Consider the following 12,169-nt stretch of genomic DNA (forward strand, 5'->3'; position numbering starts at 1 on the left):
TAAATTATCGGATTATCGGGATTACTTTTTTTCATCTTTTTATTAATTGCGGATGTTTAATAAAAATTATTATAAATAGATCTGTTGTTTTTATAAAAAATGCATAAAGAATTACTTTTTTTAGAAGATTTAATTTTTCCCGGATCCGTGGAATTATTGTTATTTTTAATTGTCATTTGGTCAATTAAAAATAGCGATTGTATTATGAAAAGAATTTTCCTTGGCATGTGTTTCGGGATGGTTGCGACAGCAGGATTTAGCCAGCAAGCCGCCCGGATGGAGCTCAATACAGCAGATGCCAAAACAACTATCAGCCGGCATATTTATGGCCAGTTTTCCGAGCATCTTGGTCATTGTATCTATGGCGGGTATTGGGTGGACGAAAAACTGGATGTGCCCAAAAAAGATCGTATACGGCTGGATGTGGTGGAGGCGCTTAAAAAAATACGTATTCCGAATTTACGCTGGCCCGGCGGTTGTTTTGCGGATGAATATCACTGGCGTGATGGGATAGGCGAGCGGAGCAAGCGCCCTAAGATGATCAATACTAACTGGGGCGGCGTAACGGAAGATAATAGTTTTGGTACGCATGAATTTTTGGAGCTGTGCAGTTTGCTGAATACGGAACCTTATATAGCAGGCAATGTAGGCAGCGGAACAGTGGAGGAAATGTCGAAATGGATCGAGTACCTTAACTCAGACGGTGAAAGCCCCATGACACAATTAAGAAAAGCAAACGGCAGAGCACAGCCCTGGAAGGTTCAGTTTTGGGGCGTGGGCAACGAAAGCTGGGGCTGTGGCGGCAATATGACGCCGGAATATTACGCAAACGAATTCCGGAGATATGCCACGTATGCGCGGAATTACAAGGGCGCCCCCTTAAAGAAAATTGCGGCGGGGGCTAATTCCGGAGATTATAACTGGACGGAAGTATGTATGAAGAATATACCCAAACAAATGCTATGGGGCTTAAGCATGCATTACTACACCATTCCGACCGGTAAATGGAACCAAAAAGGCTCTGCCACAAAGTTTGATGAAAAGGAGTACTTCAATACGATGAAAAATTGTATGAAGATGGAAGAGCTGGTAACCCGTCACAGTGCCGTTATGGATAAATATGATCCCGAAAAAAAAGTGGCACTGGTGGTGGATGAATGGGGCATATGGACCGATGTGGAACCAGGCACCAACCCCGGGTTCCTTTATCAGCAGAACAGCCTGCGCGATGCACTGATTGCGGGAACCACGCTGAATATTTTTAATAATCATGCCGACCGGGTGCGGATGGCTAACCTGGCCCAAACCGTAAATGTGCTGCAGGCCCTTGTTCTTACGAAGGATAAAGAAATGGTGCTAACACCTACTTATTATGTTTTTGATTTGTTTAAGGAACATATGGACGCAAAGTTACTGCCGCTGCAACTGTCATCGCCGGATTATATAAATGGCAGCGAAAAAATCCCTGCGGTGAATGCTTCCGCGTCTGTTGACGCAGCCGGCAGGATCCACATCACTTTTGTAAACCTGGACGCGAAAAATGCTATTACTGTAAACACAACTATTGCGGGGCATACAGCCGGAAAAATAAGCGGGCGGATTCTTACATCCGGTAAGTTCACGGATGTAAACAGTTTTGAGCATAAAAATAAAGTGGTGCCGACGGTATTCAAATCGTTTAAAAAGAACGGGGCTGCGTTATCTGTAACCTTGCCGCGCCTGAGTTTGGTCAGTTTGGAACTGGAATAGCTACCACATGTTCTTTACCCTCCTGCGGTCGCTCTTTTTTTCCTTCCGGTTATGGGTGGTGCTGTCCCCTTTGGTGGTCTGCTCTTCGCCCTCCCGGCTGTCTATGACATCTTTATTCTGAGGACGTTTGTGGGCCTGGGTTTGCGGATGCGTCATTTTACTTTTTCCTTCCTGATTGGATTTCATGATTGCAGATTTTTAAATGCTGAAATAAGGTGCTGATCCTGCTCTTACACCAACAAAAACGGAGCCGGCATTTTTAGTGTCAGGACCGGTTGCATTTTTTAATACCATTTACTGCCGCAGGTTTTTTCAGGACTGGTTTTTGAACCGGATAGATTGATAGTTTAATTGATCACTTTAAAATTTGTAAGATCATGAGCAGTAAAAAAGTAGCTATTCTGGCCACTAATGGCTTTGAAGAAAGTGAATTGAAATCGCCCAAAGAAACATTAGAACAGCAGGGATGGGAAACGCATATTGTAAGCCCGGAAGCAGGCACCATCCGGGCATGGAGCGAAAGGAATTGGGGAAAAGAGTACACAGTTGATAAAACATTGAGGGAAGTTTCCGCATCAGATTACGACGCCCTGGTATTACCAGGCGGCGTAATGAATCCTGATAAGTTAAGGACCAATATAGATGCATTGTCATTTGTGCGCGATTTTTTTGATCAGGGTAAGCCGGTGGGGGCTATTTGTCACGGCCCGCAAACAATGATCAATGCCGGCGTTGTTAAAGGCTGGAGGATGACCTCTGTAGAAGCGATCAGCCAGGACCTGATCAATGCGGGTGCAGATTGGGCAGATGAAGAAGTAATAGTAGACGAAGGGCTGGTCACCAGCCGCACACCAAAAGATCTGCCGGCCTTCAATAAAAAAATGGTGGAAGAAATCAATGAAGGAGTACATGCCTGATCAGGCTACCGGTTCCGCTTGGGGGATATGCTCCCTGCCTCCTTTGCTGTAATCATAAGGCCAGCGGTACACTTCAGGTATTTCATCTTCCCAGTTGCCATGCCCCGGCCGTATAGCCGTGGTCCACTCCAGCGTGTTGGCCTGCCAGGGATTCAGCGTTCTTACCCTGCGTCCCTTATAAATGGAATAAAAATAGTTGAACAGGAATAATAGCTGAACGCAAAAAACAATGATCGTTACTACGGTGATCATAGCATCCAGTTGGTGAAACTGACTAAAACTTGCCCAGCCGCTTTTGTCCAGGTACCGGCGCGGCATACCGGCGAGCCCTTCATAATGCATGGGCCAGAAAATAAGATACGCTCCGGATAATGTTACCCAAAAATGAATAAATCCCAGGGTATTGTTCATGAATCGCCCGTACATTTTTGGGAACCAATGGTAGATGCCGGCAAACATTCCGAAAAAAGCTGATACGCCCATTACGATATGAAAATGGGCAATCACAAACATCGTGTCATGCAAATAGATATCGATTGTAGAATTGCCGAGCCAGATACCTGTTAGTCCTCCCGAAATAAATAAACTGACAAAACCGATGGCGAATAGCATAGCCGGAGTAAACCGGATATTGCCCCGCCATAAAGTGGTAAGCCAGTTAAACACTTTAATTGCCGATGGCACGGCGATAAGCAAGGTAAATAATACGAATACCGATCCGATAAATGGATTTAATCCTGTAGTAAACATGTGATGGGCCCATACGAGGAACGATAAAACGCAGATCGCCATCAGTGAAACGACCATTGCCGTATATCCGAAAATGGGCTTGCGCGCGTGGACGGCTATTATTTCAGACACCAGCCCCATGGTGGGCAAAATAATAATATAGACTTCCGGATGCCCCAGGAACCAGAACAGGTGCTGGAACAGGATGGCATTGCCGCCTTCATTGGCAAGGGCCTTGCCCCCAATATAAATATCGCTGAGGTAAAAGCTGGTACCCAGGTGCCGGTCGAATAATAATAGTACCAGGGCCGCCAGTAACACAGGGAAAGCCAGCACGCTTAATATGGCCGTAAATAACAAGGCCCAAATGGTGAGTGGCAACCGTGCCATGCTCATGCCTTTTGTACGCATATTTAAAATGGTGCTGATGTAATTAAGCCCGCCTAAAAGAGAGGACGCAACAAATAAAATCATGGCGATGATCCAATAATCCATTCCTTCCTTAGATCCGGGGGAAGCACTGCTCAACGCGCTTAATGGCGGGTAAACCGTCCACCCGCCGGCGGCTGGCCCTGTTTGAATGAACAAAGAGGAGAGCATTACAACGCTTGCGGCAAAAAAGAACCAGTACGAAAGCATATTCATAAAGGGAGAGGCCATATCGCGGGCGCCTATTTGCAAGGGGATCAAGAGGTTGGCGAATGTGCCGCTTAGCCCTGCAGTGAGCACAAAAAAAATAAGAACGGTGCCGTGCATAGTGGTCAACGCGTAATAAAATTCCGGTTTTATCATTCCACCCGCCGCCCAATGCCCGAACAAGGTTTCAAGAATGGGGAAACGTTCTTCGGGAAAGCCCAGTTGCAAACGAAATAATACGGAAAATAAGCCCCCGATAATAGCCCAGATGATGCCGGTTGTCAAAAACTGTTTAGAGATCATTTTATGATCCTGGCTGAAAATGTATTTGGTAATAAAGGTCTCTTTGTGAGGTACCGATGTAGGAAAGGAATTACGCTGATAACTATTTGATCCGGTTTCAGTCTGCATGTATATACTGTCGCTCATCATTTTTTTAATGATAAGCTTCAATAACAATTCCAGTTTTGTTTTATTGAGGAAAACAATCCTTTTGTTTACAACAGACCGCCGGTTATGCAGATAAAGTTCCGCCAGGCGAATGTTATCCGATGCAAACGGATGTAATTCAAATCCCGTTTGGGGTTGGTTACTGTTTTGGTAGTTTATTCCGAATGCAGAGGAAAAGTCCCTTACCTTTTGATAAGATGCCGCTCCTTCGGAGAGCATACCGATAAAAAAATGAATTAACTTATACGAATCCAGCCTAAAAAAAGTTCCGGTCTTTTGAACCGGAACCAGGAGCTCATTTCTTTCCACCCTTTGTTTTTACTCAATGGGATTTGGATTAATAAAGAAATCATTCGATTGCCTTAAACCCGAAAAAAAACTCCACTTAAGGTAGATAAAAAATCATGCCAGCTATTTTTCTGCATCCTTTTTCTTTTTGGCTTGCTCCTCTGATTCGGAAACATCAAACAATTTCTCCAGATTACGCGTAGGTGTAGATACGGGACCTTTCATTTTCTCCTGAGGATCTGTTGTATGTAAGGTCTCTGCATCCGGTTTGATCGGTTCTGTTTCAGTTTCTTTTTTATCTTTCATAAAATGCTGTTTTTATTGAATAAAGATTTTTGCTAATCCCGTACCGGCTCTTTTTTCAAGAGTTGTTGCTGTAATTTATCAGTAACCACACAATATTGTTCCCCATTTACAATTTCTATATGCCAGACCCAGTCCCTTATATCAAACAAGTCACTTACGCCTGAAAGATAGCTGATAGCATCAGCCGTAAACTTTACGGGTAAAGCACTGATAAGGCTTTCGTCCATAATGGTAAGGCAATTTTTTATCGCGGGTCTCATATAAAATTTTGTTTTTTTACTTGAATAATAGTGCATGGTAAAGGGCGCAATAAGTTAAAAAAACAAAATGTTTGCCAAAGAAAAGGACTGTTTTTCTGCTTCAGTATTAATAGCTTTAATCGGAGGGTTACTATCCGGGTATTTTTTTCTACACTATTTTGGGGAAGATTTTAATCAGCTCAAAACAAATCCAGTTGAATATTGGTGTTTTTTTCATTTTCCGTTTTGAAATTGGAAACACCCAGGCCCAGCAGTCTTACTTTTTTTTCGTCAACGGGGGCCTTATCTAATAGGGTTCTTGTTGCTGCAGAAAGGCTTTCCTGATCGTTCACCAATTCGGGAAGCGACAGGCTGCGTGTAATGATGGTAAAATCATGAAACTTAAATTTTACGGTAACCGTTCGCCCTTTTAAACCATGGCGTTGCAGGCGGTCTGCCAATCGTATAGCCAGTGTTTCCAACTCGGTCCACATGGTTTCCTTTGTTGTCAGATCTGACTGATAGGTGTCTTCAACACTTACGGATTTTGTTTCCCTGTGCGGTTGCACTTCCCGGTTGTCAATACCTCTTACGATCAGGTAATAGAATTTGCCGGGTTTCCCGAACTGTTTGGTTATTTCACTTTCCGATAATTTTTTCAGATCGGCGCCGGTATGTAACCCCATTGTTTTCATTTTTGCTGCCGTTACTTTCCCCACACCGTGAAATTTTCCCACCGGCAATTGCTCCATAAACGCTTCAATGCGCGAAGGGCCGATAAAAGTTAGTCCATCCGGCTTGTTCATGTCGGAGGCAATTTTTGCAACAAATTTATTTATGGAAACGCCTGCAGAGGCGGTTAGTTGTAATTCTTCTTTAATAGCCTGTTTAATCTGCCTGGCGATGTCCAACGCCGAGCCTATGTTTTGTTTGTCTTTTGTTACATCCAGATAGGCTTCGTCTAACGAAAGGGGTTCTATGATGTCTGTGAACCGGTGAAATATTTCGTGAATTTTTTCGGATACTGTTTTGTAGGCATCGAAACGGGGATAAACAAACAAAGCCTGCGGGCAAAGCCGCTGTGCTGTTTTTGACGGCATGGCAGAATGCACTCCAAATTTTCTTGCTTCATAACTGGCAGTAGCCACCACGCCACCGCGCCCTTCCGGAGACCCGCCTACAATCAGGGGTTTGCCCCGGTATTCGGGAAAGTCGCGTTGTTCTACCGCGGCATAGAACGCATCCATGTCGATATGAATGATTTTTCGATGCACGCGTAAAGTTAAGTTTAAAAGAACTACTCGGCCGAGAAACCGGTAAGGCAAGAAGTTAAAGACAATTGAAAAAAATGTCTTCCCGGCTTTTGATAACGCCAATCAATAAATTGCGATATTTCGCCGGTCCCTAAACGGTGTATGACAAATTCACTTTTAATAAAGGATCGTTGTATTCAGATGGAACCCAGTCACCTTCTCATATATTTTCTATAACGCCCCTCCTGACGGAGCTAAAAAGATAAATGTATCATACACCCCTCTAAACAACGCAACATCAAATGTTAGCTCCCCACCTGTATCACCTTCATATTGAGTAATGCGCCCAGCTTTTCAATTTTAGAGGCAATATGGCCAATGCCGATGGCACAATGGTGTGCCGGCCCCTGTGCATTCCAGTTGTTAACAAAATTCCGGGCGCCCGACGCAAACCGGTACCGGCTGTTAGTATTGCCGATCTGTAAGATAGGCCCGGGCACAGACTCAGCTTCCGCTACCAGCAGCAGCAAGCCTCCCTGCTGATTTTCTACTACAGACAGTAAGGTTACCGGCCCATGCTTTACGCTCATTTCAACAGACAACCCTTTGCCTACTTTACCATGATAAACCGTTAACGGCCGAACTTTTATTTTTCCTTCGGCAATAGCAAGATGGCCCGGGCCGTCGTGTCCCATCAGCACTATATCATCTTTGAAATCCATGGCATAGTATTCAGTAAAAGATCCGCCGGCGCCAAAACTATCCATGATCTTCATTGCCTGCGCATTTTTAATTTCATATTCACCTGCAACAGGTACGCCTTTAGCGGTGAGCAGCGAGTTGCCCAAAATAATGGAACTCATCGTGTCTTCATTATCACTATTGCCCGTTCCTTTATAATAGTAGGCAATGGAGCCCAGTTGATAACGTTGCACGAGTTCATCCAGGGCTACGGATGTTTTGGCGGCGCGTTCCAGTTCAGCTTCTGTACAATCCGGTTGCACCTCAAAAATATTTTTAAAGGTATGGACCCGATCCGCAATTTCCCGTTTCAACACTTTTTTCCGGAGCGCGGCAAGCTCATCCACTTCCAGTAATTCAATATGCCCTCCGAAGGCCGCATATTGACGGGTGAGGTCTGTATAAATATCGAGCATACCGCTATAATAGTGCCCTAAACACCCCAGCCGGTTATAGGCCATTGTATGAGCCACTCTCGCTGCTTCAATCCACCCGGTTATTTCCTGCCAGCAGGCATCATCATTGTGCAGCATTCCTGTTACCTGGTGAAATTGTATGCCCGATCGTTTGAACACGTTGGCTATTTCGGGTACAGGACAGGCGGAGCACCAGGATAGCCATTCGCCCGTCATTTGGGTGCGATCATTCAGCGCATTAAAAGCATCATAATCGATCTGCGCGCCCGGCGACAGGTTTAATATAATTACAGGCACTTTTGTTCGCTGCACCGCAGGTAGTACCGTTGCAGAGAGCGCATAGGTGGTCACGTACAAAAAAATAAGGTCTACTTCTTCCCGGCGAAACAGGCTGCCGGCGGCAAATGCTTTATCTACTGTATCGATCATTCCTGCATTCACGATATTTTGATGAACAGCGGTGATCTTCTCTTCAACAACTTTCAGATATCCCTCCAGCCGCTGCCGGAGCCCGTCAAACTGTTCCCAGTAAGCATCAAGGCCAATTCCCATTAGTCCGATCTTTACACCCGTAGACTGCATATGTTTTATATAATTATGATTGATTGCCGGCCTGTTGTAATTTAATGATGCGTATTAATCAACTTTTACAATACTTACGGCAAAGGGCTCCAGGGTAATGGGGGTATTGTTTACCTGTTTTTCAGAAGGGGCGCCGTCCCCGGTATGCACATCAACCGTGTACACTGTTTGCGCGCTGTTGGCTAAGGGAAGACGGAGTATAGTGGTGGCAGCGCGGGTATTGATCAGCAGAATACGTTTTCCTTTTGAAGTTTGATAGGCCTGGGCGATGATGCCATCCGATTTATTATGACTGAAAGAAGTTGCCAACAGCTTATCGCCTTTGCCCAAATGATCATGTATGAGCCGGAGCACCCAGTACCGGGCATTGGGGTTGCCGGTTTCCCAGTTCATCATACTTACATCCGGAAATTGAGTAGGGTAGCCCACCAGTTGTGATTCGCCGGCCACATCAATCTCCATTTTTGTAAGGTTCAAAAATAAATAGGCGTAAGTGGCGCCCGAAAGATTCCAGTATGCTGCCGGGATGGGCTTATTTACCTGCGGTGCGCGCAGGATGCTTCCGAGCTCATTGACGGTTGTAAATACCTGCGGAGCCAGCCGTTTCCTGATATTTTCCACATAACGCACTTTGTCCAGGAAAGCATCTGCCTTTTCAAAGAACGTGTACTGATAATAGGCAATGTCTTCATCCGGGTAGGAGGGTCTTGAATAATGATGGTAGGAGATACCTTCGGGAACAACGCCATATTGATGATGAGCGGGGTTTAGAAAATATTCGAAGTAGTTGGGGTTAGTAATGTAGGCGAGCGATAGGCCGATGAATTTTGTGTCCGGTGCAATTTTTTTCATGGCGCTCACGATTTTATCATAGATCCTTGTGTAGCTTTCGGGTGTAAAGAAATGCTCGATGTCGGGCTCATTAAGCACTTCCCAGTAGGGGATCTTGTAATAATGCCCGGATTTATGAAACTTCCCCAGCTCATCAGTAAAGCCGCCCTTGGTGTACCAGCTAAAAAGTCGCACATAATAATCTGCAAGCTGCTGGCCGGTGGTGTCGTTCAATGTTCTTCCCTGGTTGTACCCCCAGAAAACGGTGTAGGGATCTTCCGGATACACCACTGGTTTTTGGGTCTTCCACATCCAGGCGGGCGTGGTGCTGAAGTTGATTACAACGGAATGCCCTTCTGTTGCTTTCATAAGAGCTTCCATCGTGCTGTCGAGGTAAGTAAAATCCCAGAAGGTTTGCGTTGACGTTGGCGGTTTCAATTCAGCAACGGCCATTTTTGGATAAGGAAACCAGGGAACATATCTTACAAAATCGGCACCCAGCTCCTTTAATGCCCGGAAGGTTTGTTTGTGAATAGGAGAACCGGGCCGCACCATGGGATTTTCTACTAGCTGTAGTGTTGGAGTGGTTTTGGCGGTCATAACAATTTTATCCCAGTTAACTACAAGAGTGTCGGGTTGCTGCTGGGCGAACAGATAGGTGTCGCTGATGGTTATAAAAAAACAGCATAATAAAAACACGCGTACTAAAAAAGAAGCGGTTTTTAATTTAGCAGAATGGTTCATGCTTCAATAATTTTTTGTGAGTGACTGGCAATCCTTTTGAATGAAGTACAAAAGTCCTTTTCCCGGTAGCTAAAGTCAATATCAAAAATGATTTTTCATGTATACTTTTTGATAAATTTGAAGTGTATATGAACAACTATTATAAATACCTCCCTGTAAGTGAAGTGGATAAAAGTTGGGGCTTGTATGTATTGAATGTGGGTTGCACACATATTGAAAAGGCCCAGGTGTACCCGCCCCGCAATCATCCGGCCCATCACTATTTCAAATGGGATGAAGGGCGCGTCTTTGATGAGTTTCAACTGATCTATATCCTGAATGGTGAAGGAATGTTTGAATCAAAAAGTTGTCCGTTAACATCCGTTAAATCCGGCACGTTGCTGATGCTGTATCCTTATGAGTGGCACCGGTTCAAACCCAATGATGAAACGGGGTGGGAGGAATACTGGATCGGTTGTAAAGGAAACATACTGCAGCATATTCACAAACATCATTTTTTTCCTAAAGAGACCCCGGCCTATTACCTGGGGACCCACGAATCTGTTATTAACCTGTTTACCGATATTATCGAACATACCCGGTTAGAAAAAACGGGTTACCAGCAATTGATCTCCGGTATGCTGCTGCATTTGTTTGGAAAAATATTTTCCCTTTCCAAACAGATCCGTTTTGATAAGAAAAACAAGCATGAAGAAGTGATCAATCAGGCCATGTCCCTGATGCAGGCTAATATCAGTTCCAGTTTGTCGTTTGAAAAAATAGCTGGCGACTTCTGTATCAGTTATTCTTTGTTTCGAAAAGAATTTAAATTGTATACGGGCATGTCGCCGCATCAATACTTTTTGCAATTGAAATTAAATAAGGCTAAAATAAGGCTGATGGGCTCGGATGATCCGGTGAAGCAGATTGCCGATGAACTGGGCTTTGAATCGGCTTATGCTTTCTCCAAGATCTTTAAGGCCAAAATGGGCTGCGCTCCCAATCATTTTAAGAAGAAGATCCGTAGGTAGGAAAGACCCGTTCGCCCGCTGGTAAAGTGCATTCCGCCATCAATCCCGGCCAAATACTATTGCATAATTATTGCGGGGTTAACTATTTTTGAAGTGCCGTAAGCAGGAATGATCGAAAAATAGAACGATAAACATGAAATACATGAAACAGTTGATTGTACTGGTCTCCTTTTTTTTCTTGACGCAGTGTTGCGTAGCTCAGTTGGTTGCGGAACCGGATTGGCCGGCTACCGAAATAGGCGGCGAGGCGCATCATAATGCCTTCACGGATCTGCTTGAATATAAAGGGTATGTTTATTGCAGTTTCAGAGAAGGCTCTGGTCATGTGCCAGGATCAAACGGCGTCGGAAAAATATTAAGAACCCGGGATGGAAGGGTATGGGAAGCTTTTACCATCCTGCAAAAAAAAGGAATCGACCTGCGTGATCAGAAATTATCCGTGATGCCTGATGGTCGTATGCTTTGCCTGATGGGCGGTTCTGTTTATGATACTACGCAAAAACCTTCCAAGCTGTTGGGGATGTATCCTCAGGTAGCATTTATGGGCGCCGGTATGCAATTTACCGCTCCGGAAAAAGCAGTGATCGAAAATGCGGGAAACAACTGGATCTGGCGGCTTACCTGGTATAAAGGCGCGGGGTATGGAATCGACTATGGCAATGGCACTACGATTTGGTTAGTAAAAACAACCGATGGTATAACCTTCAAAAAAATAGCGGCGTTGGATATAGGCGGAGCGCCAAATGAATCAACCATACGGTTTGATGCGGGAGGTAAAATGTACATCCTGGTGCGCAGGGAACAGGGCGATAAAATGGGAGTGCTGGCAACAGGCATCGCGCCCTTCACAAACTTTGGTTATCATAAGCTGGATTATCGCCTGGGCGGCCCTGATTTTATTTTTTCACCCGACGGGAGAAAGCTGCTGATAGGAACCCGGTTATATTTACCTGCAGGGGCAAAGACGGGCATCCTTGTAACGGATCTTAACGGTAAGCAGATAAAGAAGCTCATCCTGGAAAGCGGTGGCGATTGTAGTTACCCGGGCCTGCTTATTAAAAACAAACAGTTATGGGTGAGCTATTACTCCTCCCACACCGGAAAAGCAGCGGTTTATTTTACTAAAATTCCGTTGGAGCACCTGTTACAATAACCGAATGGGTTTTCAGGGTCTTATACAAAAAAAGTACCTTTAAGGAGCATAGCCAATCAGGAGGCTATAGTATCGCCGGCATCGGCCGGTACTTATATCAATGAGCGCTATTTTAACGGACAGCG

The 12,169-nt window shown here is 44.8% G+C and carries 11 protein-coding genes; 4 read left to right on the plus strand and 7 right to left on the minus strand.

Going from position 1 to position 12,169, the window contains the following annotated elements:
- The first annotated feature begins 204 nt into the window (after positions 1–204).
- Positions 205–1,749 (plus strand): alpha-N-arabinofuranosidase, encoded by a 1,545-nt coding sequence (locus tag NIASO_RS02960; protein ID WP_025298656.1) that lies wholly within the window; start codon positions 205–207, stop codon positions 1,747–1,749.
- Here NIASO_RS02960 and NIASO_RS02965 read toward each other — a convergent pair whose 3' ends face one another.
- Positions 1,750–1,935, minus strand: a complete 186-nt coding sequence (locus NIASO_RS02965; RefSeq protein ID WP_008583616.1) for a hypothetical protein — start codon at positions 1,933–1,935, stop codon at positions 1,750–1,752.
- Between the two features lie 191 nt (positions 1,936–2,126).
- On the opposite strand from NIASO_RS02965, the gene NIASO_RS02970 reads away from it, so the two are divergent.
- Complete coding sequence (locus NIASO_RS02970; protein ID WP_008583615.1) at positions 2,127–2,666, plus strand: type 1 glutamine amidotransferase domain-containing protein; 540 nt, start codon at positions 2,127–2,129, stop codon at positions 2,664–2,666.
- On the opposite strand, the gene NIASO_RS02975 is transcribed toward NIASO_RS02970, so the two are convergent.
- The 6 genes from NIASO_RS02975 to NIASO_RS03000 form a co-directional block, all read right to left on the minus strand.
- A complete protein-coding gene (locus tag NIASO_RS02975) occupies positions 2,667–4,460 on the minus strand; it encodes a cytochrome c oxidase subunit I (protein WP_025298657.1) in 1,794 nt (597 codons plus the stop codon).
- A gap of 432 nt (positions 4,461–4,892) precedes the next feature.
- The gene (locus tag NIASO_RS02980; RefSeq protein ID WP_008583612.1) at positions 4,893–5,075 is read right to left on the minus strand and encodes a hypothetical protein; all 183 of its coding nucleotides are present in this window, start codon (positions 5,073–5,075) and stop codon (positions 4,893–4,895) included.
- A gap of 32 nt (positions 5,076–5,107) precedes the next feature.
- A complete protein-coding gene (locus NIASO_RS02985; protein ID WP_008583610.1) occupies positions 5,108–5,335 on the minus strand; it encodes a hypothetical protein in 228 nt (75 codons plus the stop codon).
- Positions 5,336–5,514: 179 nt separating this feature from the next.
- On the minus strand, positions 5,515–6,588 hold the full coding sequence (gene dinB / locus NIASO_RS02990) for a DNA polymerase IV (protein WP_044046266.1): 1,074 nt from the start codon (positions 6,586–6,588) through the stop codon (positions 5,515–5,517).
- Between the two features lie 284 nt (positions 6,589–6,872).
- Positions 6,873–8,306 (minus strand): arabinose isomerase, encoded by a 1,434-nt coding sequence (locus NIASO_RS02995; RefSeq protein WP_008583606.1) that lies wholly within the window; start codon positions 8,304–8,306, stop codon positions 6,873–6,875.
- Between the two features lie 54 nt (positions 8,307–8,360).
- Positions 8,361–9,881: a hypothetical protein gene (locus NIASO_RS03000; protein ID WP_008583604.1), complete on the minus strand. Its 1,521-nt coding sequence runs from the start codon at positions 9,879–9,881 to the stop codon at positions 8,361–8,363.
- A gap of 128 nt (positions 9,882–10,009) precedes the next feature.
- Between NIASO_RS03000 and NIASO_RS03005 the strand changes: the two genes are divergently transcribed.
- Both NIASO_RS03005 and NIASO_RS03010 read left to right on the plus strand, forming a co-directional pair.
- Positions 10,010–10,891: an AraC family transcriptional regulator gene (locus tag NIASO_RS03005; protein WP_008583602.1), complete on the plus strand. Its 882-nt coding sequence runs from the start codon at positions 10,010–10,012 to the stop codon at positions 10,889–10,891.
- A 142-nt stretch (positions 10,892–11,033) separates the two neighbouring features.
- The gene (locus tag NIASO_RS03010) at positions 11,034–12,044 is read left to right on the plus strand and encodes a hypothetical protein (protein ID WP_025298659.1); all 1,011 of its coding nucleotides are present in this window, start codon (positions 11,034–11,036) and stop codon (positions 12,042–12,044) included.
- Positions 12,045–12,169 lie beyond the last annotated feature (125 nt).

The organism is Niabella soli DSM 19437, from assembly GCF_000243115.2.
GTDB lineage: Bacteria > Bacteroidota > Bacteroidia > Chitinophagales > Chitinophagaceae > Niabella > Niabella soli.